The sequence below is a fragment of the Terrabacter sp. 05T424 genome (genome assembly GCF_056396225.1).
This window is the reverse complement of sequence record NZ_JBFTLB010000007.1, coordinates 167,462-193,424: the sequence shown is the minus strand read 5'-3', so window position 1 is coordinate 193,424 and position 25,963 is coordinate 167,462. Positions and strand designations below refer to the sequence as shown.

The following is a 25,963-nucleotide window of genomic DNA, read 5'->3' as shown; positions in this document are numbered from 1 at the left end:
GTGGAGCCGGTCCTGTGGTTGCTGTTCAGCGCGGGCGGGGTCGTCTCGGCCCTGTTCCTCCCGGCGATGGTCTTCCTCTTCGCGTTCGCGCTGCCGCTGGGGTGGGTCGATGATCCCGGTCGCGACCGTCTGCTCGGCCTCGTCGGCCACCCGCTGACCGCGCTTGTGCTGCTCGGCGTCTGCGTGCTGTCGCTCCTGCACTGGGCGCAGCGGTTCCGCTACACCCTTTTCGACGGGCTCAGGCTGAAGCCTTACCAGAGCCCCATCAACACCATCGTCTACGCACTGGCCCTCTTCGGGTCGGCAATTGCCGCAGTACTGCTCTGGCAGGCGGCTTCGGCGCGTGGCGGCTGACGGCGGTCGGCACCGCTGGTATCAGGGGCTGTTCGCGGTTCCACCGATCCCCTCGGCGCGGTCCTGCTCACGGACCGGTGGCTCGGGCACCAGGCAGGCGCGCCCCTTCACGATGCGGCCGCGCCGGCCCGCGCCGACGACGAGGGCGGTCACGCCGCACAGAACGGCATTCAAGGAAACCGCCGTGGTGACCGGTCAGGACGGTCGTCTGGGAGTCGGCGCCGAGGGCGTGCACCTGAGCGCTGCCGGACGACAACGGCAAGCGCATCATGACAGCCGGATCACCAGCGGCGACCGCACTGGCCCGCCTGCGATCGGTGGGCGACGACGAGGCTGACCTGCCTACGCGCTCTTGTGACCTCGAGGAAAGACCCAGCGGAACAGCCACAGGCCGGGCTGATGACACCAGCAGTCGTCGGGGCAGCCACACGAAATGAGTCCACGACGCTCGCGCTCCAACCCGACGAGGGCCGCTGCCAGATACCCGGCGACGGCGAGGGCAACTACGCGCCTCATGAGAGCACCTCCAACAGCTGGCCCAGCGTCGGCGACCCGCTTCGGCCGTCCGGGGTCGAGAAGACTCGTCGGGCCAGCTCCGGCCGCTCATCCGACGTGGCGAATGGGTCGCGGCCGTCGATGAGGATCGTCGGCGACCCGATGAACAGCCACTGCACGTTCATGGCTCCATCATGCGCCCCCGTCGGGGCGATGCGCCGGGGACGTCGTCGACCGCACGATGGTCGGATCGATGGTCGGGTAGATGGTGTCGGCCATGGCCGCGCGCCTCCTCGTGCTCAGACATGGGCGCATTGGGCCTTGAGGGTCCAAAGACCATGCAGATGCCGGCGAGGTACAGCCCGGCCTCCAACAGGTCGTGGGATGCGTCGCAGCCGGTCGAGGCCGTTGGCGCTGTAGCGGCGCATGCCTCCCTCTGTGCGATCGGGCTCCAGCAGGCCGCGCGCCTCGTACAGCCGCAGGTTCTGCACGAGCAAACTTCCTAACACCGCCGCCAGACGGCGCATTCTCCGGCTGCGAGAGCGATGGCCAGAGGGGGCCGACCTAGGACTTAATCGCTGGGACATAGCCGTACTTCGTCCTTCGCGGGAACGTCTGCGCGCTGGTGGCCACGAAGACCACATCAACCTGTCCCTGTACGACCCGACGGTGCCCGGCCCGGACGGCATCAACCAAGGCCACGGCAACAAGACCGCTTTCGCCATGCAGATCTACGCCGACGAAAAGATATCGCGCGCACTACTGGGACTGCTCAGAGCGATCGTCAGCAACAACCGAGCCAGGCGGTTGGCGACAGTTGCAGAAGACCAGCCGCCACCCGTGGATCCCGACGGGCTGAGCCGCGCCCACGCAATGTTCCCTGACGTCGCAGAGAGGACACCCGTCCTGTCGGAATCCTCTAAGAGCCGCCTATCGCTCCCGTGGCTCGGAGAACGCGGCGCCCAGGTAGACACGTCGTCGGGCAGCAGGATGTGCTCACCGAGGGGCCACGTGGCGACGGGCGAGATCCGGGGGGACCGGAGCCCGCGGAGCCTCAGCTTCGGGCGCGAACCTCTCTGGCGGCGAGCCAGGACTCGAAGCGCCCCGTTGCTGTCGTCAGGTAGCGGTGGACCCCGGCCTCCAACTGCGCGACCTCCTCGCGCAGCCCGAACATCTGGTAGTCGGCCCGGCGCTCGGGCGCGCACTCGTGGCCCCCAGGACCGGTCCGATCCACGGAAGCGCCGCACTCCTGACAGGGCATGAACCGGGAGCCGAACATCGCAAACCACCTCGTCTTTATGGGCACATACCCCTTACTTCAAGGTGAGTTGCACCAGTCTCGGCCCGTTGCCGCCTAGCGGGCCCGGTACTACCTTCGACGGGGTGGGCAGGTGCCAGAGCGGAGGCTCAGATGGCAGACAATGCAACCCTTGCGCGCAGGATCCACGAGGCATGGAACGAGCGAAATTTTGACGAGATCGCCGAGGCGACATCGCCCGATGCAACGATCACGATCGTCGGTTCCGGTGACACCTTTGCAGGCGCCGAAGGCTCTCGCGCGTACAACACGATGTGGGCAGACGGTTTCCCGGACGGCAAGGTCACCGTCGACCGGGTGATCGAGTCGGGCAACTACGTAGTCGTGGAGTTCACCGGCCGAGGCACCCACACGGGAACTCTGGCGACCAGCATGGGTGAGATCCCAGCAACCGGGCGGTCCTTGACCTTGCAACTGTGCGATGTCATGGAGTTCAAGGATGGCAAGGTTCAGAGTCAGAAGACGTACTTCGACACCGGATCACTGATGGCTCAGCTCGGGCTCACGTCCGGACAGACGGCATCCCAGCACAAGTAGTTCTTTCAGCACAATCGGCACCGGTCCACCCTTTGACCGCCCCGACATGTCCGGAGACTGCGAACATGTCGGGGCGGTTCGGGACTCCGGATCTTGTCAAGGCGGAGGAGACAGCGGCTGTCACGCGCCGTGGATGAGGTCGTCTGGTGTCGGCTGCTTGATCGGGGCCTCGATGCGCAGTCGAGGGCGTGGGGTCGGCCGTTCGTCGGGTGCGGGCGTGATCACCGTCGGCAGCGGGCTCTCGGCGTACGCGTGACCTGCGCCCTTGCTGTCAGGGGCTTTTCAGCTGTTCCTACACCAGGTCATACCCTCGGCAGGTAGCACCTCAGGCTGCATTGCGGCGGACCTTGTCAACCTTCCCGGACGAGATCAGACTTGGTCTGATCTCGGCCGGCAGGCTGAGACTGACGTAGGAGCCGAGATGGCGGTTTTGATGACGATGGATCTTCCCGTCAGCCGTGAGGACCTCGAAGCGGTGAGCAGCGCGATGGGGGTTCGGGACGACCCTCCTGACGGGCTGATCGTCCATGTGATGACTGCGACAGCCGGTGGTGTGCACGTGGTCGACTTGTGGGAGAGCCAGGACCACTTCCAAAAGTTCAACGACGCGCGGCTGGTTCCGACCATGCAGAAAGTCCTCGGCGAGCGTGGTGTGGCCTTGGACGGGCCACCGCCGGAACCTACGTTCGACGAGGCCTTCGACGTCGTACGCGGCCGTTAGACCGTTCTCTCCGGCCCCGAACCTAATACATACGAACTTCAGACCGAGGTGAGCAAGAGCGGCCGTCCTCCGCACACCCGGACGATCAGTTGCTGACGCGCCCGGCGGTCCACGTGGCTGATGGGACTGACAAGGTGATGATGGCGATGAATATGTCGCGGCCCCGTGCCCGCAGACGGCGCTCTGGCTGGAGTTGACCGCTGCCCCAACATCTGGCTAGGCCCACCAAACCCTTCAGGGGTTCGAGGGCCGATGCGTGCACAGGCCGACCGGCGGTCATGTTCCCGAACTCTCTCCTGCCAGCCGGCTGCCGACCCCGGGGCCGAGTTTCGGCCCGGCCGGTCTGCGCCAGTATGCCGTCTGCCGTGGCTGGTCACCGAGCCGCAAAGGTGCGCGGCGATCTGCCTCGAAGTCACGCAAGGACGTCGCCAACGCGCACTCTTGGCCGCGAACGCGGGTCGAGCTCATCGAGTCGGGCAGGGTGCGGCTCGGGCCCCAGGACGTCGCCGCCCTAGCCGACTTCTACCGGGTCACCAAGGTCGCACGCGCCGAGTTGATGCTCCTCGCCGCGGAGGCGTCCGAGCCGGCCGAGGCAGACGCGCTCTCCTGGATCACGTCACACGCCTTCCGCAAGACCAACGCGACGATCCTGGACGACGCGGGACTGTCTGCGGCAGATCGCCGACCAGCTCGGCCATGCCAGGCCGTCCATGACGATGGACGTTTACATGGGCCGGGGCGCCAAGAACAGTGCGGCTGCTGCAGCCCTCGAGGAGAGCGGCTTTCCCGACCCGTCAAAGGTGGGGGGTTTCGTGGATAGCAGTAGAGCCCGGCCCAAAGGGCCGGGCTCCTGACCTGCATATCTGGTGCGCCGTCAGGGACTCGAACCCCGAACCCAGTGATTAAGAGTCACTTGCTCTGCCAATTGAGCTAACGGCGCAACGAGGGGAAACGTTAGCAGCCGCCCCCGGCCGGTACAAAATCGAGGCGCTGACCGCTCGTCGACGGGGCCCCGGGCCCGCGGACAGCCCCAGCCGACGGGCGGATTCGCCGTTCCACGCGGTGGCCAGGGGGCGCCGAGTGCCTCACGGGGTCGCGCTCGCCGTAGAGATCAGCGACAGCGCAAGGCTGACGACGATGACACCGATGACGATGCCGACGGTGATCCGCTGGGCCTTCTTGTTTCCCATGAGCATGCACCCATTGTCGGGCACGCGCCGGTGTGGGCCTCAGCCGGCCACGACGACGATGAGGGTGCGCGGCCCGTGGACACGCTCGACCCGGCTGAGCTCGATGTCGCTCGTGGCCGACGGTCCGCTGACCAGAGTGGTCGGCCGGGTCGGGTCGAGCCGGGCCAGCCCCTCGGGCACGGTCTGCACGACGTCCTGCACACGCACGATGCAGACGTGCGTGTCGGGCACGAGCGTCAGGGCGCGCCGCCCGCAGAGCGGCCCGCCGTCGAGGGCGATCGTGCCGGTCTCCGAGACGGCCACGACGCTGCCCGTGACGACGGCGGGAACGGCGTCGAGGTCTCGGGCGCTGGCAGCGCCGTCGTCGGTGCGTGCCACCTCGACTGCGGCGGCCCATGCCTCAGGGGCACCAGGTGGTCTCATCACCTCGCGGATGCAGCGCTCGGCCAGGGCCGAGGCGACCGCGGCGCCGATGGCGGTGTCGTCGCCGGCGGCGCGGACGACGGTCGCTCGGTAGTCCTCGAGGCGGTCGACGAGCTCGGCGACCACGGCGTCGGAGCCCGGCGCGTGCTCGCCGGTGGTGCGGTAGCTGCGGGGGACGGGCGTCGCTCCACCCGCCTCGCCGCGCGCCTGTCGGATGCGCGTGAGCATCTCGTCGCGTGCGCTCACGACCGGTCACCTCGCGTACGTGTCCACCAGTCGCGGAAGGTCTCGCTGGGCACGCTCGGCAGGTCCCGCGAACCGGTCCACCCGTTGAGGGGAGGCGGCAGGGGCAGCACCGGCTTGCCCTGCCGTATGCCGTGCCGGCCACCGGTCGCCGCCCGCCCGGCCCGAGCGAAGCGCTTCGGGTCGGCCATCACCCAGGCGGCAGCCTTCATCGCCGCAGCCTCAGCCGTCGGGAGCCGGTGTGTCGCGGCGTGGGCCTCGGTGTGCTCGGCGCGCAGCTGGACGAGCAGGTCGGGGATGTTGATCTTGACCGGGCAGACGTCGTAGCAGGCGCCGCACAGGCTGGAGGCGTACGGGAGCGAGTCGTTCGGGTCGGTCCCTCCGGTCACCCCCGTGAGGAAGGGGGTGAGCACCGCGCCGATCGGGCCGGGGTAGACCGAGCCGTACGCGTGCCCGCCGGTGCGCTCGTAGACGGGGCACACGTTGAGGCAGGCCGAGCACCTGATGCAGTGCAGGGCAGTGCGTCCGAGGTCGTCGGCGAGGGCGCGGGTGCGGCCGTTGTCGAGCAGGACGAGGTGGAAGTCCTGCGGCCCGTCGCCGTGGGTGACGCCGGCCCAGGTCGAGGTGTAGGGGTTCATCCGCTCGCCGGTGGAGCTGCGGGGGAGCAGCTGGAGGAAGACCTCGAGGTCACGCCAGGTCGGCACGACCTTCTCGATCCCCATCACGGTGATGAGCGTCTCGGGCAGCGTGAGGCACATGCGGCCGTTGCCCTCGGACTCGACGACCGTCAGCGTGCCGGTCTCGGCCACCCCGAAGTTGGCGCCGGAGACGGCGACGCGCGCGCGGAGGAACACCTCGCGCAGGTGGCTGCGGGCCGCCGCGGCGAGCACGGCCGGCTCGTCGGTGAGGCCGGGGTCGACGCCGGGCATCTCGCGGGCGAAGATCTCGCGGATCTCGGAGCGCCCGCGGTGGATGGCGGGCACGAGGATGTGGCTGGGCCGGTCGTGGCCGAGCTGGACGATGAGCTCGGCGAGATCGGTCTCGTGTGCGGTGACTCCGGCCTCCTCCAGCGCCTCGTTGAGCCCGATCTCCTGCGTGGCCATCGACTTGACCTTGACGACCTCGGTCTGACCGGTGGCCCGGACGAGGTCGACGACGATGCGGTTGGCCTCCGCCGCGTCACGGGCCCAGTGCACGGTGCCGCCACGCGCGATGACGTTGGCCTCGAGCTCTTCGAGCAGCTCGGGCAGCCGCGCCATGGTGTCGGCCTTGATCGCCGAGCCGGCCTCGCGCAGCGCCTCCCAGTCGGGCACCTCGCCGACGACGGCGGCGCGCTTCGCCCGGATCGTCGACGTGGCGTGCGCCAGGTTGCGGCGCAGCTGCGTGTTGCCCAGCGCGTCGCGCGCTGCCGTCGGGAAGGGCCGGTCGCCGGTGAGCTGGCCCACCGCCGTGTCGGCGGGTGGGCCGGGGACCCGGCCCTGCGGCATACCCAGGAAGGTGCTCACGTCGTGCTCGCGAGGATCTCGGCGAGGTGGACTGGGCGTACGCCGGTGCGCAGCCGCGAGAGGCCGCCCCCGATGTGCATGAGGCACGACGCGTCGCCGGCCGTGACGACCTCGGCGTCGGTCGCAAGCACGGCCGACATCTTGTCGGCCAGCATGGCCGTCGAGGTGTCGGCGTTCTTGACCGAGAACGTGCCGCCGAAGCCGCAGCAGGAGTCGGCCGCGGGGAGCTCGACCAGGTCGATTCCGCGCACGGCGCGGAGCAGCCGGAGCGGTCGGTCGCCCACGCCGAGGAGGCGCAGCGAGTGGCACGTCGGGTGGTAGGTGACGCGGTGCGGGTAGGCCGCGCCGACGTCGGTGACCCCGAGCACGTCGACGAGCAGCTCGGACAGCTCGAACGTGCGGGCCGCGACGGCATCGGCCCTGACGGCGAGCGCCTCGTCACCGCCGCGCCGGGCGACGGCGGCGTGCTGGTGGCGCACCGACCCGACGCACGAGCCCGACGGCGCGACGATCGCCTCGCAGCCCCCGGCGAGGGCCTGCTCGAACACGTCGACGTGGTGGCGCACCAGGCCCACCGCGTCGTGCTGGTAGCCGGTGTTGGTGTGCATCTGGCCGCAACAGGTCTGGGCCTCGGGGAAGACGACCTCGTGGCCGAGCCGCTCGAGGACGGTCACGGTTGCGCGGGCGACGTCGGGGAACAGGACGTCGCCCAGGCACGTGACGAACAGCGCGACCCTCATGCGCGCCTCGCGCTCGCGGGCACGGCGGTCGACGCGCGCGCGACGAGCTCGGGGGGGAAGACGACGTGCTGGTGCTCGTGCTGGCTCCCGCGGTCCGCCTCGTCGGCGAGCAGTCGAGCGGCCGTGCTGCCGAGGAGGTGACGCGGCTGGGCGACCGAGGTGAGCGGCACCGCTGCCGCAGAAGCGAACTCGATGTCGTCGTAGCCCACGATGGCGATGTCGTCGGGCACCGCGATGCCGTGCTGGGTGAGGTGCTGTAGCAGCCCCAGGGCGAGCAGGTCGTTGGCGCAGAAGACACCGGTGGGGCGGGTGCGACGCGGCAGCCCGAGCAGGCGCTCACCGGCCCGCCGCCCCTCGGCGATCGTCAGGCCCGAGGTGCGGATCAGGGTCAGGGCCTTCTCGGGCAGGCTCGCGGCCGCCGTCGCCGCAACGGCGCCGACGTGGCGGTCGTACACCTGCGGGATGTCGGCCGGCCCGCCGACGAAGGCGAGGCGCGTGTGGCCGGCCTCGACGAGGTGGGTGACGGCCAGCCCGCCACCGGCGACGTCGTCGACCCCCACCGTGCACCACTCGCTGGTGCCCTGCTGCGGCGCCCGGTCGACGAGGACGACGGGCACGCCGGTGTCGCGGAGCTGCTGGAGGCGCGGGTTGGCGTAGTCCATGGCCGTGATGAGAACCCCTCGGGCGCGGAGCTCGGTCAGCTGCGCGAGGTACTGGTCCTCGCGGTCGGCGTCCTGGTCGCTGTTGCAGATGAAGAGCGCGAGCCCCTCGGCCTTGGCGACCTCCTCGATGCCACGCGCGACGTCGGTGAAGAAGGGGTTGGTGGCGTCGAGCACGACGTAGGCGATGGTGCGCGAGCGCCCGGCCGCCAGCTGCCTCGCCGAGGCGTTGGGCACGAAGCCCAGCTCGGCGATGGCCGACTCGACCTTCGCCCTCGTGGCGGCCCGCACCGCGGAGGGCCGGTTGAGCACGTTGGAGACGGTGCCGAGGGAGACTCCCGCCCGTGCCGCGACGTCCTTGATGCTCACCCTGGCCATGGGGCCTCCTCTCGTCGCTGAAACGTATCGCGCCGGGACGGGTCCGCGCCGCACCCGGTTCACGAGGGACCGTGCAGGCGCAGCGCCTGCGTGGCCGCGAGGTCGGCCCGAATCTCCTCGAGGGTGGAGGGCGCCGCCCCGAGTGCCCGCGCCTGGACGAGGACGTTGCCGAGGGCGGTCGCCTCGACGGGGCCGGCCACCACCGGCACGCCGGTCAGGTCGGCCGTCACCTGGCAGAGCAGCCGGTTGCGCGAGCCCCCGCCGACGACGTGGATGACGTCCACGGCAGACCCCGAGAGCTCCGTCGCCCGCTGGGTCGTCCTCGCGTATGCCGTCGCGAGCGAGTCGAGGATGCACCGCACCGTGTGGGCCGGGTCGGGAAGTGCCCCGGGTGATCCGGCCGCGGCCGCGATGCGTTCGGGCATGTCGCCGGGGGGGATGAACGCCTCGTCGTCGACGTCGATGACGGGACCTCCGGCGGGCAGGCGCTCGGCCTCGTCGAGCAGCGTGTCCAGGTCGTGGCCGAGCCCGCGGTCGGTCCAGGCGCGCATCGACTCCTGGAGCAGCCACAGGCCACCGACGTTGCGCAGGAACCTGGTGCGGCCGTCGACCCCGCCCTCGTTGGTGAAGTTGGCCTCGAGGCCGCCCTGCGTGATGACCGGGGCGTCGAGCTCGAGGCCGGCGAGCGACCAGGTGCCGCTGGAGACGTACGCGAACCGGCTCGTCGTGGCCGGCACGGCGACGACGGCGGAGGCGGTGTCGTGCGAGCCGACGGCGGTGACGAGGGTCCCGGGCCGCAGCCCGGTCTGCTCGAGGGCGGTGCTCGTCAGCGGGCCGACGACCTCACCGGGGGTGACGAGCGGGGGCAGGCGGTCGGCCGGGATGTCGAGACGGTCGAGCAGGTCCTTGGCCCAGTCGCCGGTGCGGGCGTCGAGGAGCCCGGTCGTGGAGGCGTTGGTGGACTCGGTCCGCAGCTCGCCTGTGAGCTGGAAGGTGAGCCAGTCGGGTAGGAGTGCGACGTGGGCGGCCTTGTGCCACAGGCTTGCCGACTTCTCCGCCTCCAGCTGGTAGACGGTGGTGAACGGCAGGAACTGCAGGCCGTTGACGGCATACAGCTCCTGCCGTGGGACGCGTCGGTGCACGCGGTCGACAGCCGGCCCGGAGCGTCCGTCACGGTAGGAGACCGGCTCTGCGAGCAGGGCGCCATCAGCGTCGAGGAGGGCGTAGTCGACGGCCCACGTGTCGATGCCGACGGACTCGGTCTCGGGGAAGTCGCGGGCGAGCAGGCGCAGGCCGGTGAGCACCTCGGACCACAGCCCGGTCAGGTCCCAGCGGAGGTGGCCGTCGCGCTGCACCGGTCCGTTGGGGAACCGGTGCAGCGTGTGCAGGGTGGTGCGCGCGCCGTCGACGACGCCGGCCATCACCCGACCGCCGGAGGCGCCGATGTCGACGGCGCCGAAGACGCGCGGAGCCATGGCGTCAGCGCAGGAACGCGGCGGCGACGCCGGCGTCGACGGGGACGTGGAGGCCGGTCGTGTGGCTCAGCTCGTCGGACGTGAGCACGGCGGCGGCGTTCGCGACGTGCTCGGGGAGCACCTCGCGGCCGAGCAGGGTGCGCTTGGCGTAGTAGGCGCCGAGCTCCTCCTCGGGCACGCCGTAGACGGCGGCGCGTTTGGCGCCCCACCCACCGGCGAAGATGCCGCTGCCTCGCACCACCCCGTCGGGGTTGATGCCGTTGACACGGACGCCGTGCTCGCCGAGCTCGGCCGCGAGCAGCCGCACCTGATGGGCCTGGTCGGCCTTCACGGCGCTGTAGGCGATGTTGTTGGGGCCGGCGAAGACGGAGTTCTTGCTCGAGATGTAGAGGATGTCGCCGCCCAGCTTCTGGGCGATCATCGCGCGCGCTGCGGCCTGTGCCATGAGGAAGCTGCCCTTGGCCATGACGTCGTGCTGCAGGTCCCAGTCGGCCTCGGTCGTGTCGAGCAGCGGCTTGCTGATGGACAGCCCGGCATTGTTGACGAGCAGGTCGAGGCCCCCGAAGGCGAGCACGGCCGCGTCGACCGCAGCCTGCACCTGGGCAGCGTCGGTGACGTCCGCCTGCACGCCCACGACGACGTCGGCGCCCTTGGCCCCGCTGATGTCGGCCGCCGCGTCCTGCGCCTTGGCGAGGTCGAGGTCGGCGATCACCACGCAGGCGCCCTCGGCCGCGAGCCGGGTCGCGATCGCCTTGCCGATGCCCCCGGCCGCACCGGTGACGAGGGCGATCCGGCCGGCGTGGCTGCGCGGCTTGGGCATCCGCTGGAGCTTGGCCTCCTCGAGCGCCCAGTACTCGATGCGGAACTTCTCGCTCTCGTCGATCGGCGCGTAGGTGGAGACCGACTCGGCGCCGCGCATGACGTTGATGGCGTTGACGTAGAACTCGCCGGCGACGCGCGCGGTCTGCTTGTCCTTGCCGTAGGAGAACATCCCGACGCCCGGCACGAGCACGATGGCCGGGTCGGCGCCGCGGATGGCGGGGGATTCGGGGGTGGCGTTGCGGTCGTAGTAGCCGCGGTAGTCGTCGCGGTATGCCGCGTGCAGCGCAGGCAGGCGGTCGACGACGTCCTCGACCGAGGCCTCACTGGGCAGGTCGACGACGAGCGGCTTGACCTTAGTGCGCAGGAAGTGGTCGGGGCACGACGTGCCGAGCTCGGCGAGGGCGGAAAGCTTTTCGCTCGCGAGGAACTCGAGCACGACGTCGGCGTCGGTGAAGTGGCCCACCATGGTCCTGTCGCGCGAGGCGACGGCCCGTAGGTGCGGCGCGAGGGCGGCAGCCTTGGCGCGGCGCTCCTCCGCCGCGAGGGGGGCGCGCTCGGGCACCGCGGCTCCGAACGGCGCCGCCGAGCCGTGCTCGTCGAGGTAGGCCTGCGCGGTCTCGATGATCCACCTCGAACTGGCCTCTGCCTCGTCGCTCGTCTCGCCCCACGCTGTGATGCCGTGACCGCCGAGAACGGTGCCCACGGCCTGGGGGTTGGCCGCCTTGATGGCCGCGATGTCGAGGCCCAGCTGGAAGCCGGGGCGGCGCCACGGCACCCAGACGACCTTCTCGCCGAAGATCTCCTTGGTCAGCTGCTCGCCGTCCTTCGCGGTCGCGATGGCGATGCCGCTGTCGGGGTGGAGGTGGTCGACGTGGGGCGCATCGACGAGGCCGTGCATCGCGGTGTCGATCGAGGGGGCGGCGCCGCCCTTGCCGTGGAGGCAGTAGTCGAAGGCGGCCACCATCTCGTCCTCCCGCTCCACACCGGGGAAGACGTCGACGAGGCTGCGCAGGCGATCGAGCCGGAGCACGGCGAGGCCCGGCTCGGTGAGGGTGCCGAGGTCGCCGCCGGAGCCCTTGACCCAGAGCAGCTCGACCTGCTCGCCGGTGACGGGGTCGGTGTCGGCACCCTTGGCCGACGTGTTGCCCCCGGCGTAGTTGGTGTTCCGGGGGTCGGCTCCCAGCCGGTTCGATCGGGCGAGCAGCTCGGCAACGGCGGTGTTGGTCATCTCGATGTCTTCCTCAGGTGGCTCGGTTGGTCTGATGTCTCTGGGTTTTCGGCGAGCGGTGCTCGGCTCAGGCGCCCCAGCCGGCCTGCGTGCCGCCGACCCGGTCGGCGGCGATCTGGTCGTGGTAGCCGCTGGCGGCGTACGCAGCCATAGGGTCGCTGGGGAGCCCGCGGTCGCCGCGCCACTGCGCGAGGTCTGCGCGCACGTCGGTGTAGAAGGCGTCCATGAGGACGCCGTTGCCGCCGAGCACGTCACCGTCACGCTCGGCGTCGGCCAGGGCGGCTCGGTCGACGAGCAGCGCTCGGGCCGTCATCTCCTGGACGTTGAGCACCGAGCGGATCTGTCCGGGAATCTTGTCCTCGACGTTGTGGCACTGGTCGAGCATGAAGGCGACGCCGCTGTCCTCGTCGTAGCCGCCGCCCCTGATCACCTCGAAGAGGATGCGGAAGAGCTGGAACGGGTCGGCCGCCCCGACGATGAGGTCGTCGTCGGCGTAGAACCGGGAGTTGAAGTCGAACGACCCGAGCCGGCCGGCGCGCAGCAGCTGCATGACGATGAACTCGATGTTCGTCCCGGGGGCGTGGTGCCCGGTGTCGAGGCAGACCTTGGCCAGGTCGCCGAGGGCGAGGCAGTGCAGCAGCGACGTGCCCCAGTCGGGCACGTCGGTGGCGTAGAAGGCCGGCTCGAAGAACTTGTACTCGAGGACGAGTCGCTGGTGGTCGCCGAGGCGCTCGTAGATCTGCCGGAGGCTGTCGGCGAGCCGGTCCTGCCGTGCTCGCAGGTCGCCCTGGCCGGGGTAGTTCGTGCCGTCGGCCAACCAGATCTTGAGGTCTCGGCTGCCGGTGACGTCCATGATGTCGATGCACTCGAGGTGGTGGGCGACGGCCTTGGCGCGGATGCGCTCGTCGACGTGGGTCAGGCTGCCGAGCTTGTAGTCGTCGTCCTGGAACGTGTTGGAGTTGATGGTGCCCAGGCGGACGCCTAGGTCCTCCGCGACGCGAGAGAGCTTGTCGTAGTCGTCCACCCGGTCCCACGGGATGTGCAGGGCGACGGAGGGGGCCAGCCCGGTGAGGGCGTGCACCTGCGCGGCATCCGCGAGCTTCTCCTCGACCGAGCGCGGCGTCCCCTCGCTGCTGAACACCTTGAACCGCGTGCCGGAGTTGCCGAAGGCCCAGGAGGGCAGCTCGATCGCCTGCCGTTCGAGCTCGCTCGAGATGTCGCTGAAGTCCGTCATGGTGGTCCCGATCCGTGTGAGCCGTCATCCGTTTGAATGAAGCGTTTCAGAAGTCTGGTGATGAGTAAAGCGCAGGGTGCCGGGGCGGTCAAGCCCTCAGCTCGGTGCCAAGGCGTGAGGGAGGCCTGAGAGAAACTCAGTTTGAGCACGAATTCCGAGAAGGCTCGGGAATCTGTTGACACTGGGTGGCCCGGACCCTACCTTGGAGCCGACCGAATGAAGCGATTCAAAACGGTGACCACTCAACGCGGATACGCGCCCCAACGCTGTGGAGGTACCCCATGAAGCACACCCGACCCAGTCTCGCGATGGCGGTTGTCGCCGCGACCGCGCTGGTTCCGCTCGCAGCCTGCTCGAGCTCCTCCGACTCCGGCTCCAGCGCGGGCAAGACCGAGATCACGCTGCTGACCGACAACGCGGAGGCCACGGTCAAGCCCGCCAAGGCCGTCATCGCGGCCTTCGAGAAGGCCAACCCGACGATCACGGTCAAGACCGAGACCCGCCCGGGTGGTGCGGACGGCGACAACCTCGTGAAGACCAAGCTCTCGACCGGCGACATGGCCGACGTCTTCTGGTACAACTCCGGGTCGCTGCTTCAGGCGCTGAGCCCGGACAAGACCCTCGTCGACCTGACGAACGACCCGGCTCTCAAGGACACCGACCCCTCGTTCCTGCCGGCCGTCACCCAGAAGGGCAAGGTCTACGGCGCTCCGTGGGGCACGGCGATGGGCGGCGGCATCCTCTACAACAAGGACGTCTACTCCCAGCTCGGCCTGTCGGTGCCCAAGACCTGGGCCGAGTTCGAGGCGAACAGCGACAAGATCAAGGCCGCGGGGATCACGCCGGTCCTCGGCACCCTGAAGGACACCTTCACCTCGCAGCTGTACGTCCTCGGCGACTTCCACAACGTCGCGAGCTCGAACCCCGAGTGGGCCGACGAGTACACGGCGAACAAGGTCAAGTACGCCACCGACCCGATCGCGCTCAAGGGCTTCGAGAAGGCGGCCGAGCCCAAGGCCAAGGGCTGGCTCAACAGCAGCGCGGGCTCGACGACCTTCGCTCAGGGCATCAAGATGCTGGCCCAGGGCAAGGCGGCGCAGTACCCCATGCTCACCTTCCCCATCTCGACCCTGTCGCCGGCGGACGCCGCCAAGATCGGCTTCTTCGGCATCCCCGGTGACGACGCCAGCAAGGCAGGCGCCACGATCTGGGAGCCCGGCGGCCAGTACATCCCCAAGACGAGCAAGAACATCGAGGCGGCCAAGAAGTTCGTCGGCTTCGTCGCCTCGGTCGCTGGGACCGAAGCCTTCTCGTCCGCGGTCCCGCCGACCGGTCCGTACCTCGTCAAGGGCTCCAAGCTGCCGAACAACGCACCCCCGGTCGCGACGGACATGCAGGCCTACATCGACTCCAAGACCTCGACCCCGGCCCTGGAGTTCGTCTCCCCGGTCAAGGGACCCTCGCTGGAGCAGATCATGGTCGCGGTCATGACCGGCCAGACCCCGGCCCAGGACGGCGCGGCGCAGTACGACGCCGACGTGACCAAGCAGGCCAAGCAGCTGGGACTGCCGGGATGGTGATCCACGCGGGGGCCGAGGCCCCGGCGTCCGGCCCCCGTGCTGACGCGGGGGCCGGTCGACCCCGCAAGGGCAGGCCGGGGCGCACCGGCCTCCGCGGGGTCCGGGCGCACACGTACCCGTACTGGTTCTACGTGCCGGCGGGCGCCGTCTACGCCCTGGTCTTCCTGGTGCCGACGGTGATCTCGTTCTACTTCGCGTTCACCCGGTGGACCCTCTTCGACTCGGAGTTCATCGGGCTCGACAACTTCCGCCAGTTCTTCTCCGAGCAGTCACTGGTGAGCAGCCTGCGCAACACCCTCGTGTACGCGGTCGTGACGAGCGGGCTCAAGGTCGTCCTCGGGATGCTCTTCGCGGTGCTGCTCACGGGCCCGATCCGTTCGCGTGGCCTGCTGCGGTCGGTCATCTTCTTCCCGGTCCTGGTCAGCACCGTCGCGGTCGGCATCACCTTCAGCGTCCTGCTCCAGCCCGACCTCGGCCTGGTGGCCACGGTCCTCGACAAGGTCGGCATCACCTCACCGGACTGGCTCGGCGACCCGAGCACGGCCCTGCTGTCGGTGGCGCTCGTCGACGTCTGGAAGGGCGTCGGCCTCGCCACGCTGATCTACATCGCCGGCATCCTGGCGATCCCCAAGGACTTCTACGAGGCCGTCGACGTCGATGGTGGCGGCGCCTGGACCAAGTTCCGCAACGTCACCCTGCCCCTCGCGGCGCCCGCGACGTTCACGGTGATCCTGCTGTCGCTCATCGGCGGCCTGCGTTCGTTCGACCTGATCTGGACGATGACCGGCGGCGGCCCGGGCTTCAGCAGCGACGTCATCGCATCGACCATCTACAAGACGTACCAGGCTGGGTTCTTCGGCCTCTCGACCGCCGGGAACGTCGTCCTCTTCATCCTCGTGGCACTGATCGTCTATCCGCTCTCGCGGTACTTCAACTCTCGCGAGGTGCAGTCATGAGAACCCGGATGCTCCGGCGCACCTCCCTCGAGGTCGTGGCCGTGCTGGTCGCCCTCGTCGTGTTCGTCGTCCCCTTCCTCTTCATGTTCCTCACGGCGTCGAAGGACGAGTCGGAGTCCTCGGACCTGACGTTCTCGCTGCCGAGCCAGTGGATGATCCTCGACAACGTCAAGGGCGTCTTCGAGGCACGCGACGGCATGCTCCTCACCGCCTTCCGCAACAGCATCATCCTCACCGTCGTCTCGGTCACCATCCTCGTGGTGCTGTGCGCGATGGTCGGCTACGTCATCCAGCGACGCCCCGGGCGTGCCGCCACCATCGCCAACGCGCTGGTGCTCTCCGGCCTGATCATCCCGCCGGCCGTGGTCCCCACGATCTGGGTGCTGCAGCAGATGCACGTCTTCAAGACGCTGCCCGGACTGATCCTCGTCGAGGTCGCGTTCAACATGTCGTTCTGCGTGCTGCTCTTCCGGGCGTTCGTGGCGGCGATCCCGCGCGAGCTCGACGAGGCAGCCATGATCTACGGCTGCACGGGACTCTCCCTCTTCTTCCGGGTGATCTTCCCGCTGCTGCGACCGGTCACCATCACGGTGGTGCTGACCTCGTCGGTCTTCATCTTCAACGACTTCGTCAACCCGCTCTACTTCCTGCCGGGCGACGAGAACGCCACCGTGCAGCTGACGCTCTACAACTTCCTGAGCCAGTTCAACACGCAGTACAACCTGCTCTTCATGAACATCGTGCTCGTGACCGTGCCGCCGCTGGTGCTCTTCATCTTCTTCAACCGCAAGATCGTCGCGGGCATGACCTCCGGCGCCGTCAAGGGCTGACCCCTCCCGTACCCAGACCCCCGCACCCGAAAGGCCCACATGTCCTCCCACGACCACGACTGGTCCGCAGACCTGATCGTCCCCGACGACGACTTCGCCGGAGCGCCCTTGTTGCGCAAGGAGTTCGATCTCGACGACGGTCATGGCGCCGTCTCGTCGGCCACCCTGTTCGTGACGGCGCACGGCATCGTCGAGCCGACCGTCAATGGCGTGCCCGTGTCCGACGAGGTGCTCACCCCTGGGTGGAGCAGCTACGAGTGGCGACTGCGCTACCGCACCCACGACGTCACCGCGCTGCTGGCGGCCGGATCCTCGGTGCTGGGCCTCGCGCTCGGAAACGGATGGTTCCGCGGTCGCCTCGGCTGGAGCGGCAGGGGCGCCTTCTACGGGTCCGAGCTCGCGGCCCTCGCCGAGCTGCACATCACCTTCGCCGACGGCCACCGCCAGGTGGTCGGCACCGACACGTCCTGGCAGGCCGGGCCGTCGGCGACGACCGCGAACGACCTCTACGACGGCCAGAGCGTCGACGCCCGGCTGGAGACTCCGGGCTGGACGGCTCCGGGCGCCGACCTCACCGGGTGGGTGGGAGTCCACGCCGTCGATCACGACGCCGGACGCCTGCAGCCGTATGCCGGTCCGCCCGTCCGTCGCCAGGAGGTGCTCGAGCCCGTCAAGGTGTGGACCTCGCCGGGCGGCGCGACGCTCGTCGACTTCGGGCAGAACCTCGTCGGCTGGCTCCGTTTCACCGTGCAGGGACCCGCCGGTTCCGAGATCGTCATCCGCCATGCCGAGGTGCTCGAGAACGACGAGCTCGGCACCCGGCCGCTGCGCACGGCAGCCGCGACCGACCGGTTCGTGCTCAGCGGAGGGGTGGACTCGTTCGAGCCCACCAAGACCTTTCATGGCTTCCGCTACGCAGAGGTCTCGGGATGGCCCGGTGAGCTGACGACCGGCGCGGTCGAGGCCGTGGTCGTGCACTCCGAGCTGCGCCGCACGGGCACCTTCGAGTGCTCCGACGACCTGCTGAACCAGCTGCACCGCAACGTGGTGTGGGGCCTCAAGGGCAACTTCCTCGACGTGCCCACCGATTGCCCGCAGCGTGACGAGCGACTCGGCTGGACGGGCGACATCGCAGCCTTCGCGCCCACCGCCGCCTACCTCTACGACGTGTCCGGCTTCCTCGACGACTGGCTGGCCGACGTCGACGCCGAGCAGCAGCACGCCGACGGCCTCGTGCCCTTCGTCGTGCCTGACGTGCTGAAGTACGTCGACGCACCGTCCGACTTCCCGGCGCCCGAGAGCACGGCCATCTGGAGCGACGCCGCGGTGTGGGTGCCGTGGGCGCTGTGGCAGGCGTACGCCGACCGTGACGCCTTGGCGCGCCACTATCCCGCCATGACGGCCCACGCCCGACGCGTCGAGTCGCTCCTGTCGGAGACGGACCTGTGGGACACCGGTTTCCAGTTCGGTGACTGGCTCGACCCCCAGGCGCCCCCGGACGACCCGATCAAGGCCAAGGCCGACAACGGGGTCGTGGCGACCGCCTGCTACCACCGCACGCTGCGACAGGTGGCGGCCGCCGCCGACCTGCTCGGCAAGCCCGACGACGCCGGCTACTTCGCCGCCCTCGCCGACCGGGTGCGCTCGGCGTTCCGCAAGCACTACGTCTCCGACGGCGGCCGCATCACGAGCGACTGCGCCACGGTGTACGCCCTCGCCATCGAGTTCGACCTGCTCGAGGGCCAGGATCGCCAGGATGCCGGCGACCGCCTGGCGCACCTGGCGCAGGAGAACGGCTATCGCGTGTCGACGGGGTTTGCCGGCACGCCGTTCGTCACGGGTGCCCTCAGCTCGACGGGGCACCTCGACTCCGCGTACAGGCTGCTGCTCGAGCGTGAGTGCCCCTCGTGGCTCTACCCCGTGACGATGGGCGCCACGACGGTCTGGGAGCGGTGGGACTCGATGCTGCCCGACGGCACGATCAACCCCGGCGAGATGACGAGCTTCAACCACTACGCGCTGGGTGCGGTCGCCGACTGGATGCACCGCACCATCGGTGGCATCGCACCGCTCGAGCCGGGCTACTCGCGGGTGCTCGTCGAGCCCCGTCCCGGCGGCGGACTCACGTGGGCGCGCTCCGGGCTGGACACCCCACACGGGCACCTCGAGACGTCCTGGACGCTCGACGGTGACGCGTTCGCCCTCGAGGTCACCGTGCCCGACGGCGCATCGGCCACGGTGCGCCTGCCGGGGGCCGACTCGGACGATGCCGTCGAGGTCGGAGCCGGCACCCACCGGTACACCTCGACCCTGGGCAGCGGGCCCGAGCATGGCTGACGAGGCCGACCTCGACGCGAGGGTCGCCCGCCTCGACCTCGCGTCGAAGGTGCGCCTCCTCACCGGCGCCACGATGTTCACCCTGCACGGCGCCGAGTCGGTCGGGCTCGGCGAGATGGCCTTCTCCGACGGCCCCACCGGCGTGCGCGGCCTGAAGTTCATCGGCGCAGACGAGGTGGCGCTGCTGCCGAACGCGACCCTGATCGCCTCGGCCTGGGACGAGGAGCTGGCCCACGAGGTGGGGGTGATCCTCGCCGAGGAGGCCGAGCGACAGCACATCCACGTCGTGCTCGGGCCCACCATCAACCTGCACCGCTCGCCCCTCGGGGGCCGGCTGTTCGAGGCGTATTCGTAGGACCCGCTCCTCACGGGACGGCTCGCGGCGGCATACGTGAAAGGCTTGCAGGGCAAGGGGATCGGGGCCTGCCTCAAGCACCTCGTGGCCAACGAGGCAGAGACCGAGCGACACACGGTCGACAACGTCGTCGACGAGGCGACGCTGCGCGAGCTCTACCTGCTCCCGTTCGAGATCGCGGTCGAGGACTCCGCCCCGTGGTCGATCATGGCCGCCTACAACGACGTCAACGGCGTGCCGGCGACCGAGCACGACGCCATCAACAACGGCATCGTCAAGGGGGAGTGGGGGTGGGACGGCCTGCTCATGTCGGACTGGTTCGCGACGAAGTCTGCCGCGGCCGCCGCCAACGGCGGACTCGACCTCGTGATGCCGGGACCCGACGGGCCTTGGGGTGAGGCGCTCGTCGCCGCCGTCGAGGCCGGCGATGTGGCCGAGTCGACCGTCGACGATCACGTGCTGCGACTGCTCCGGCTCGCCGACCGGGTCGGAGCGCTCGACGCGCCCAGGGCGTGGCGCCACGAAGTCCCGACCCCGACCGACGAGGCACGGCGCGAGCAGCTGTTGCGCATCGCCGCGAGCGGTATGACGGTCCTGCGCAACGGCGACACCTTGCCGCTGGCTGCGAGCAACACGGTCGCGCTGGTCGGTCGTCACGCGGTCGAGACCGTCGACATGGGCGGTGGTTCGGCTCAGGTGCGGCCGCCGCACCAGGTCAGCGTGGCCGAGGGCCTGACAGAACTCCTCGGCAGGCGGCCGACGGTGGTCGACGGTGTCGAGGTGCGCACGAGGCCGGTGCCCGCCGGTCCGGGGGCCGTCGTGCACCCCGAGACGGGGGAGCCCGGCATCCGGTGCGTCGCCCTCGGCGACGACGGCAGTGTCGTGGCCGACCAGGCGGTGCCCGACAGCATGGTCTCCTTCGGCGCCGACGACGACTTCGCGGAGCGGCCGTCTCGCGCGCGCCTCAGCGCCCGCATCCCCGGCACGGGGCGCCGTGAGGTCGGCGTCGTCGGCGTGGGCCGGTGGACCGTCGTCGTCGACGGGGACGAGCACGACCTCGAGCTGCGCCTCGAGAGCGACGACGTCGGCGAGGCCATCCTCCGACCGCCGGGCTGGACGACGGTCATCGACTCCGACGGGCCGGTGCACCTCGAGGCCGAGGTCGACCTGACCCACGTGCGCTTCGGTCGCTTCGGGCTGGTGGCCCGGGCGGCCCCCGACCCAGTCGAGTCCGTGATCTCCGCTGCGGTGGCCGCGGCCGGCGAGGCCGATGTCGCAGTGGTGGTCGTGGGCCTCACCGAGGAACAGGAGACCGAGGCAGCCGACAAGTCGACCCTGGCGCTGCCGGGCGCACAGGACGCGCTCGTCTCGGCGGTGGCCGCAGCTGCGCGACGAACGGTCGTCGTGGTCAACGCCGCCACCCCCGTGCTGATGCCGTGGCTCGACGAGGTCGACGCCGTCCTCTGGGCGGGCATCCCCGGGCAGGAGGGCGGGCACGCCGTGGCTGCCGCCCTGCTGGGGCTGGTCGAGCCTTCCGGGCGACTCGTGACCTCCTTCCCGAGACGCGACGGCGGCTCGCCCGCCTGGCAGGTCGTCCCCGACGAGGGCGTGCTCGCGTATGCAGAAGGTCCCTTCGTCGGCTACCGCGGGCACCGTTCGGGCGCGGCCCCCGACCCGGCCTTCTGGTTCGGGCACGGTCTCGGCTACGGGTCGTGGCGATACGGCAGCCCTGAGGTGACCGTGGAGGGTGAGGTCGTCAGCGTCGCCGTGCCCGTCGAGAACACCTCCGACAAGCCTTCCCGCGAGGTCGTGCAGGTCTATCTCGAGCCCGCCGAGGCCGACCAGCCGGTGCGCCTCGTCGGCTGGGGTGCGTCCCGGGTCGGCCCCGGTGAGACACGGACCATTGCCGTCGAGTGCGACCCTCGCCTCTGGCGACGCTGGGACGCCGGCCGTCACGCGTGGGTGCGCCTGGAGGGTGGGGGCACGCTGCTCGTCGCCCGTGGACTCGGCGACGTCCGGGCGAGCGTCCCGCTCGAGCGCGAGGTCAGCCGTACCGGCGGCGCCGCGCTGTCCCGGTAGCGAGGCCGCGCGACGATCCCCCGGCCGCGGGCCGGGGGATCGTCCTGCTGTCCGATGTCGTCGGGGGGTTACACCATTCGACGTAGGCCGCTCTCGGGCGCCCGCGCGAGGACGGGGTGGTCTCTCCTCCACACACTGGACGGTCAGGGAGCAGGACGCGAGAGACACGAGGATCCGCCGATGACACGGTCAGGGGCATTCGGACAGGGACCATCACGCAGACGCAGCGCGGGACTTGCTGCGTGCGTCGCCGTCGCCGCGCTGGGGCTGGCGTCGGTGCCGCTCGGGGCCGCGGACGGAGCAGTGACCACGCTCTACGTCGGCGGGTCCGGGTGCTCGGACACGGGGTCGGGCACCGCGGCGGTGCCGTTCTGCACCATCGCGAAGGCCGCCAAGGTGGCCGTCGCCGGCCAGACGGTGCTGGTGGCCTCGGGCACCTACACCGACGAGGTGTTCCCCTGGCACTCGGGCGTCTCGGGGTCGCCCATCGTGTTCCGTCCCGCGACGGGCGCCTCGGTGACGATCTCCGGGGCCAAGCACGGATTCACGATCTCCAACCAGAGCTGGATCACGGTGTCCGGCTTCACGATCCAGGCCTCGACGAGCAACGGCATCTACGTCTTCAACGCCACCGGCGTGACGTTGTCGGGCAACACGGTGCGTACCTCGGGTCAGCGCGTGTCGGGCGCGACGGCATACGGGATGTACCTCAACTCGATGACCGGCTCGGTCGTGAGCGGCAACCTCGTCACGAACAACTCGGCGTCCGGGATCTTCCTCACCAACGGGTCCACCGGCAACCAGGTCACGGGCAACGAGAGCTCGTGGAACGCCTACGGCTACGTGCGCAACGCGGTCGGCATCGACCTGCGCGCGCCGGGAAACGTCGTCAGCGGCAACCGGGTCCACGACAACGAGGACTCCGGAATCCAGTCCTACCCGGGCGGCGACCGCAACACGATCGTCGACAACGTCAGCTACCACAACATGGGGTTCACCACGGCGGCGCTGTCGAACTGCAGCCCGCCGCCCACCGGGAACACGGCCGGCTGCATCACGGGTGACCACGGCATCGACGACTTCGGCGTCACGGGAAGCTCGGTCGTGGGCAACACCGTCTACAACAACGTCGCGGCGGGCATCAACCTCGAGGGTGTCGCCTCCGGCACGGACACCGGGTTCACCATCGCCGACAACGTGGCGGTCGACAACGCCATCGGGTGCCCCGACGGTGTCGGCGGCACGGTCAAGTGCCCGCGCACGAGGGGCAACATCCGCGTCGACGCGACCTCGCAGACCGGCACGAGCGTCGACTCCGACCTCGTGAACCTCACGACCGCCGGCACGATGATGGTGTGGGGCTCGACCTCCTACACGTCGATGGCCGCCTTCCGCACCGCGAGCGGCAAGGAGCTGCGCGGCATCCAGGCCGACCCACGGCTGACCAACCCGGCCGGAGGCGACTTCACCCTCCGAGCCGGTTCGGCGGCCATCGACTCGGCCGACTCCGGGGCCCCCGGTGAGCCCGCCACCGACGCGGCCGGTCGGGCGCGCGTCGACGACCCGGCCACCGTGAACACCGGCGTCGGGCCGCGCGGCTACGACGACCGCGGCGCCTACGAGTACCAGCCCTCCACACTGAGGCAGGTCACGCCATGAACCGGTCATCCACCATCGGCCGTCTCGCGCCTGTCGTCGCGGCCGTCATCGCCCTGGGTGCCGCGGGGGGTGCCGCGGTCGTCGCCGGAGGTGCGTCCGGCGACCCCGCGGGCATCGTGTCGCAGGCGGCCGCGCGTCCGTCGGCGCCGTCCGTCGGCGACTGCGCCTCGATGAGCGCCGTCGCGACCGACGTGGCCGGCGCGACGTCGGCCTCGGGCAGCGCCGCCGGCGTGCACGCAGCCAGGGGGAAGGCCGCCGCCGTCGCGAAGGTGACGGTGTCCGACGACGTGCGTGAGGTGGCCCAGAACCTGGCCGACGACCTCGCGGCGCTCCAGGTCGCCCTGACGACGTCCGGGGACACGGGCCAGGCGAGCAGCCGGCGTGCCGACATCCGCGTGATGATCCGCGACGACCTGGCGGCGTTGCGCCACCTGTGCGGTCGCTGAGGCGTCGGCGCGGTGGTGGGCGACCCGCGTGACGACGCACGAAGGCCCCGCACCGATGGTGCGGGGCCTTCGACGAGTGGGGTGAGTGACGGGACTTGAACCCGCGGCCACCTGGACCACAACCAGGTGCTCTACCAGCTGAGCTACACCCACCATGCACAGCACGAGCCGGGCCCGGGGGCTCGGCGTCGTGGGACTGCGTCGACAATCGTACAGGCTCCCGACGGGTGCTCGTGACCACCCCACGTCGAGGCGCCGGCGCCCCACTGACTCAGCCCGGCGGCATACGCAAGCAGCCTATGTATGCCGTCATCCGCGTCGCGTGGTCAGTGCCCGCTCGGTCAGTGCTCGATCACGTGCGGGGAGGCGAGCGCCTTCGCCGTGGCCGAGTCGGGGCCGGGCTGCGGCACGAAGACGGCCTCGCGGTAGTAGCGCAGCTCCGCGATCGACTCGCGGATGTCGGCGAGGGCGCGGTGCCCGCCCGACTTCTTCGGTGCGTTGAAGTAGACGCGGGGGTACCAGCGACGTGACAGCTCCTTGATCGAGCTGACGTCGATGATGCGGTAGTGGAGGTAGGACTCGAGCACCGGCATGTCGCGCGAGAGGAAGCCGCGGTCGGTGGCGACCGTGTTGCCACCCAGCGGCGCCTTGCGCGGCTCGGGCACGAACGTGCGGATGTAGTCGAGGACGATGTCCTCGGCCTCCTGGAGGGTCACGCCCGAGTCGAGCTCGGTGATGAGGCCCGAGGTCGTGTGCATGTCGCGGACGAAGTCGTCCATCTGCTCCAGCGCCTCTTCGGGCGGCTTCACGACGACGTCGATGCCGTCACCGAGCTGGTTCAGCTCGAAGTCGGTGACGAGAGCGGCGACCTCCACGAGGGCGTCCGACTTCAGCGATAGGCCCGTCATCTCGCAGTCGATCCAGATGATCCGGTCGGCGATGGCTCGGTGGTTGGTGTCGCTCACCGGACCACCATAGTTGTTCGCGTGCGACGGGCCCGGCGCACGGACGGCGGCACGCAACCGCCTGCACTAGCCTGCCTGCATGACCTCAGGGGACGTGACGACCCAGCATCCCGGCGATGGCCCGGGCGGCCAGGCGCAGCAGTGGAGCCCGGTGCGCAACCCGACCCGGCGCCCGATGCTCCGAACCGCCCTCACCATCGGCGTCTCGGCCTCGGTCTTCCTCGTCTGCCTGCTGATCCTCCTCGGCATCCTCGGCGAGCGGCTCAGCGCGCAGACCATCGTCACGTCGGCTCTGATGGCGATCATCCCGCTCTTCATCATCGTCCCCACGTTCCTCTGGCTCGACCGCTACGAAGCCGAACCCGTTCGCTACCAAGTGTTCTCGTTCCTCTGGGGTGCGCTGGTCGCCGTCGTGGGGGCGTTCTTCCTCAACACGTTCGGTCTCAAGCTGCTCGTCGAGGCCACCTGGACCGACCCGCTCCAGACCGGCGCGGTCTACCTCGCGCCCGTCACCGAGGAGACCCTGAAGGGGCTCGGCATCCTGCTGATCTACCTGCTGCGTCGACGCGAGTTCGACGGCATCATCGACGGCATCGTCTACGCCGGTCTCATCGGTGCAGGCTTCGCCTTCAGCGAGAACATCCTCTACCTGGGGCAGGCCTACAACGAGTACGGCGACGAGGGCCTCACCTCGACCTTCCTGGTGCGTGGCCTGATGGGGCCGTTCGGCCACCCGCTCTTCACGTCGCTGACCGGCATCGGCATCGGCATCGCGGTGTCGGCACGCCGTCCGCTCGTCCGCGTCCTGGCCGTCGTCGCCGGCTGGGTCTGCGCGATGATCCTCCACGGCCTCTGGAACCTCTCGGCGCTCGCCGGCATGGACGGCTTCTTCGAGGCGTACGTGACCTACCAGGTGCCGCTGTTCCTGGCCTTCGTCGCCTTCCTGTTCTGGCTGCGGCGTCGTGAGGGCCGGCTCATCGGTCGCTACCTGTCGCCGTACGCCGACGCCGGGTGGCTGACGCACGCCGAGGTGACGATGCTGTCGCAGCTGCGCCTGCGTCGGTCGGCGCGGACCTGGGCGCGGCGCAACGGCGGACGCGCGGCGAAGAAGTCGATGGACGCCTTCCAGGACAGCGCGAGCGACCTGGCGCTGCTCCGTTCGCGGCTGGTCCACGGCACGGCCGAGGACGGCGCGTCGGAGCGCGAGATGGTGCTGCTCGAGGCGATCACGGCCCACCGCCGCGACTTCATCGGGTCGCCCGTCACCTGAGCCGGGCGGTCGGTCAGGGCGTCGACGCCGGTGCCTATCATTGGACCGCGCCCGCTCCGGGCGACCGCCCCCGTAGCTCAGCGGATAGAGCAAGAGCCTTCTAATCTCTTGGTCGCAGGTTCGAGTCCTGCCGGGGGCGCCCACGCCAGGATTGGCGCCACGAC

25 protein-coding genes, 3 tRNA genes and 1 pseudogene are annotated in these 25,963 nt (G+C 70.0%); 15 read left to right on the top strand and 14 right to left on the bottom strand.

All coding sequences use genetic code 11. The features are described 5' to 3' along the window. Nucleotides 1-354: a fumarate reductase subunit FrdD gene (gene frdD / locus AC1DE0_RS15505; protein WP_478102112.1), complete on the top strand. Its 354-nt coding sequence runs from the start codon at nucleotides 1-3 to the stop codon at nucleotides 352-354. A 21-nt stretch (nucleotides 355-375) separates the two neighbouring features. On the opposite strand, the gene AC1DE0_RS15500 is transcribed toward frdD, so the two are convergent. From AC1DE0_RS15500 to AC1DE0_RS15485, 4 genes are all read right to left on the bottom strand, one after another. Beyond that, nucleotides 376-528, bottom strand: a complete 153-nt coding sequence (locus tag AC1DE0_RS15500) for a hypothetical protein (RefSeq protein WP_478102110.1) — start codon at nucleotides 526-528, stop codon at nucleotides 376-378. A 338-nt stretch (nucleotides 529-866) separates the two neighbouring features. Further along, nucleotides 867-1,034: a hypothetical protein gene (locus tag AC1DE0_RS15495; RefSeq protein ID WP_478102108.1), complete on the bottom strand. Its 168-nt coding sequence runs from the start codon at nucleotides 1,032-1,034 to the stop codon at nucleotides 867-869. 114 nt (nucleotides 1,035-1,148) lie between these two features. Continuing rightward, nucleotides 1,149-1,376 (bottom strand): MerR family transcriptional regulator, encoded by a 228-nt coding sequence (locus AC1DE0_RS15490; RefSeq protein WP_478102106.1) that lies wholly within the window; start codon nucleotides 1,374-1,376, stop codon nucleotides 1,149-1,151. A gap of 527 nt (nucleotides 1,377-1,903) precedes the next feature. Beyond that, a complete protein-coding gene (locus tag AC1DE0_RS15485) occupies nucleotides 1,904-2,083 on the bottom strand; it encodes a hypothetical protein (RefSeq protein WP_478102104.1) in 180 nt (59 codons plus the stop codon). A gap of 177 nt (nucleotides 2,084-2,260) precedes the next feature. Between AC1DE0_RS15485 and AC1DE0_RS15480 the strand changes: the two genes are divergently transcribed. From AC1DE0_RS15480 to AC1DE0_RS15470, 3 genes are all read left to right on the top strand, one after another. Further along, nucleotides 2,261-2,704 (top strand): ester cyclase, encoded by a 444-nt coding sequence (locus AC1DE0_RS15480; protein WP_478102102.1) that lies wholly within the window; start codon nucleotides 2,261-2,263, stop codon nucleotides 2,702-2,704. 421 nt (nucleotides 2,705-3,125) lie between these two features. Further along, nucleotides 3,126-3,425: a hypothetical protein gene (locus AC1DE0_RS15475; protein WP_478102100.1), complete on the top strand. Its 300-nt coding sequence runs from the start codon at nucleotides 3,126-3,128 to the stop codon at nucleotides 3,423-3,425. Between the two features lie 256 nt (nucleotides 3,426-3,681). Further along, the gene (locus AC1DE0_RS15470; protein WP_478102098.1) at nucleotides 3,682-4,245 is read left to right on the top strand and encodes a helix-turn-helix domain-containing protein; all 564 of its coding nucleotides are present in this window, start codon (nucleotides 3,682-3,684) and stop codon (nucleotides 4,243-4,245) included. A 44-nt stretch (nucleotides 4,246-4,289) separates the two neighbouring features. Here AC1DE0_RS15470 and AC1DE0_RS15465 read toward each other — a convergent pair. The 8 genes from AC1DE0_RS15465 to rhaI form a co-directional block, all read right to left on the bottom strand. After that, nucleotides 4,290-4,365, bottom strand: a tRNA-Lys gene (locus tag AC1DE0_RS15465). Between the two features lie 289 nt (nucleotides 4,366-4,654). Then, on the bottom strand, nucleotides 4,655-5,284 hold the full coding sequence (locus tag AC1DE0_RS15460; RefSeq protein ID WP_478102096.1) for a LutC/YkgG family protein: 630 nt from the start codon (nucleotides 5,282-5,284) through the stop codon (nucleotides 4,655-4,657). Beyond that, nucleotides 5,281-6,768 (bottom strand): lactate utilization protein B, encoded by a 1,488-nt coding sequence (locus AC1DE0_RS15455; RefSeq protein WP_478102560.1) that lies wholly within the window; start codon nucleotides 6,766-6,768, stop codon nucleotides 5,281-5,283. Before AC1DE0_RS15455 ends, AC1DE0_RS15460 begins: the two co-directional genes overlap by 4 nt. Before the next feature lie 14 nt (nucleotides 6,769-6,782). Then, a complete protein-coding gene (locus AC1DE0_RS15450; protein ID WP_478102094.1) occupies nucleotides 6,783-7,526 on the bottom strand; it encodes a (Fe-S)-binding protein in 744 nt (247 codons plus the stop codon). Further along, nucleotides 7,523-8,563, bottom strand: a complete 1,041-nt coding sequence (locus tag AC1DE0_RS15445; RefSeq protein ID WP_478102092.1) for a LacI family DNA-binding transcriptional regulator — start codon at nucleotides 8,561-8,563, stop codon at nucleotides 7,523-7,525. The genes AC1DE0_RS15450 and AC1DE0_RS15445 overlap by 4 nt, the downstream gene beginning before the upstream one ends. 59 nt (nucleotides 8,564-8,622) lie before the next feature. Beyond that, nucleotides 8,623-10,038, bottom strand: a complete 1,416-nt coding sequence (locus tag AC1DE0_RS15440; protein WP_478102090.1) for a rhamnulokinase — start codon at nucleotides 10,036-10,038, stop codon at nucleotides 8,623-8,625. A 4-nt stretch (nucleotides 10,039-10,042) separates the two neighbouring features. Further along, nucleotides 10,043-12,088 (bottom strand): bifunctional aldolase/short-chain dehydrogenase, encoded by a 2,046-nt coding sequence (locus AC1DE0_RS15435; protein WP_478102087.1) that lies wholly within the window; start codon nucleotides 12,086-12,088, stop codon nucleotides 10,043-10,045. Between the two features lie 67 nt (nucleotides 12,089-12,155). Then, entirely contained in the window at nucleotides 12,156-13,322 is a 1,167-nt protein-coding gene (rhaI, locus tag AC1DE0_RS15430; protein ID WP_478102083.1) for an L-rhamnose isomerase, read from the bottom strand. Nucleotides 13,323-13,603: 281 nt separating this feature from the next. Between rhaI and AC1DE0_RS15425 the strand changes: the two genes are divergently transcribed. The 9 genes and pseudogenes from AC1DE0_RS15425 to AC1DE0_RS15385 all read left to right on the top strand — a co-directional run bounded on the left by AC1DE0_RS15425 (nucleotide 13,604) and on the right by AC1DE0_RS15385 (nucleotide 23,564). Beyond that, nucleotides 13,604-14,902 carry an ABC transporter substrate-binding protein gene (locus AC1DE0_RS15425; RefSeq protein WP_478102079.1) on the top strand — a complete coding sequence of 433 codons (1,299 nt, stop codon included), beginning with the start codon at nucleotides 13,604-13,606 and terminating at the stop codon, nucleotides 14,900-14,902. Then, nucleotides 14,896-15,858 carry a carbohydrate ABC transporter permease gene (locus tag AC1DE0_RS15420; RefSeq protein ID WP_478102077.1) on the top strand — a complete coding sequence of 321 codons (963 nt, stop codon included), beginning with the start codon at nucleotides 14,896-14,898 and terminating at the stop codon, nucleotides 15,856-15,858. The genes AC1DE0_RS15425 and AC1DE0_RS15420 overlap by 7 nt, the downstream gene beginning before the upstream one ends. Then, a complete protein-coding gene (locus tag AC1DE0_RS15415) occupies nucleotides 15,855-16,688 on the top strand; it encodes a carbohydrate ABC transporter permease (RefSeq protein WP_478102075.1) in 834 nt (277 codons plus the stop codon). The genes AC1DE0_RS15420 and AC1DE0_RS15415 overlap by 4 nt, the downstream gene beginning before the upstream one ends. Before the next feature lie 39 nt (nucleotides 16,689-16,727). Next, the gene (locus tag AC1DE0_RS15410; RefSeq protein WP_478102073.1) at nucleotides 16,728-19,025 is read left to right on the top strand and encodes an alpha-L-rhamnosidase; all 2,298 of its coding nucleotides are present in this window, start codon (nucleotides 16,728-16,730) and stop codon (nucleotides 19,023-19,025) included. Further along, nucleotides 19,018-19,380 (top strand): hypothetical protein, encoded by a 363-nt coding sequence (locus tag AC1DE0_RS15405; protein ID WP_478102071.1) that lies wholly within the window; start codon nucleotides 19,018-19,020, stop codon nucleotides 19,378-19,380. The genes AC1DE0_RS15410 and AC1DE0_RS15405 overlap by 8 nt, the downstream gene beginning before the upstream one ends. Before the next feature lie 12 nt (nucleotides 19,381-19,392). Further along, nucleotides 19,393-19,845: pseudogene (locus tag AC1DE0_RS15400) on the top strand (glycoside hydrolase family 3 N-terminal domain-containing protein); the annotation flags it as partial. A gap of 120 nt (nucleotides 19,846-19,965) precedes the next feature. Then, entirely contained in the window at nucleotides 19,966-21,459 is a 1,494-nt protein-coding gene (locus AC1DE0_RS15395; protein WP_478102558.1) for a glycoside hydrolase family 3 protein, read from the top strand. A gap of 180 nt (nucleotides 21,460-21,639) precedes the next feature. Further along, nucleotides 21,640-23,118 carry a right-handed parallel beta-helix repeat-containing protein gene (locus tag AC1DE0_RS15390; RefSeq protein WP_478102069.1) on the top strand — a complete coding sequence of 493 codons (1,479 nt, stop codon included), beginning with the start codon at nucleotides 21,640-21,642 and terminating at the stop codon, nucleotides 23,116-23,118. After that, nucleotides 23,115-23,564, top strand: coding sequence for a hypothetical protein (locus AC1DE0_RS15385; protein ID WP_478102067.1), 450 nt, complete (start codon nucleotides 23,115-23,117; stop codon nucleotides 23,562-23,564). The genes AC1DE0_RS15390 and AC1DE0_RS15385 overlap by 4 nt, the downstream gene beginning before the upstream one ends. Before the next feature lie 77 nt (nucleotides 23,565-23,641). On the opposite strand, the gene AC1DE0_RS15380 is transcribed toward AC1DE0_RS15385, so the two are convergent. Both AC1DE0_RS15380 and orn read right to left on the bottom strand, forming a co-directional pair. Beyond that, nucleotides 23,642-23,717 (bottom strand) — tRNA-His (locus AC1DE0_RS15380). A gap of 188 nt (nucleotides 23,718-23,905) precedes the next feature. Next, nucleotides 23,906-24,529, bottom strand: coding sequence for an oligoribonuclease (orn, locus tag AC1DE0_RS15375; RefSeq protein WP_478102065.1), 624 nt, complete (start codon nucleotides 24,527-24,529; stop codon nucleotides 23,906-23,908). A 79-nt stretch (nucleotides 24,530-24,608) separates the two neighbouring features. Between orn and AC1DE0_RS15370 the strand changes: the two genes are divergently transcribed. Together AC1DE0_RS15370 and AC1DE0_RS15365 are read left to right on the top strand one after the other, a co-directional pair. Then, nucleotides 24,609-25,799, top strand: a complete 1,191-nt coding sequence (locus AC1DE0_RS15370; RefSeq protein ID WP_478102063.1) for a PrsW family intramembrane metalloprotease — start codon at nucleotides 24,609-24,611, stop codon at nucleotides 25,797-25,799. Between the two features lie 66 nt (nucleotides 25,800-25,865). Then, nucleotides 25,866-25,938, top strand: a tRNA-Arg gene (locus tag AC1DE0_RS15365). Nucleotides 25,939-25,963 lie beyond the last annotated feature (25 nt).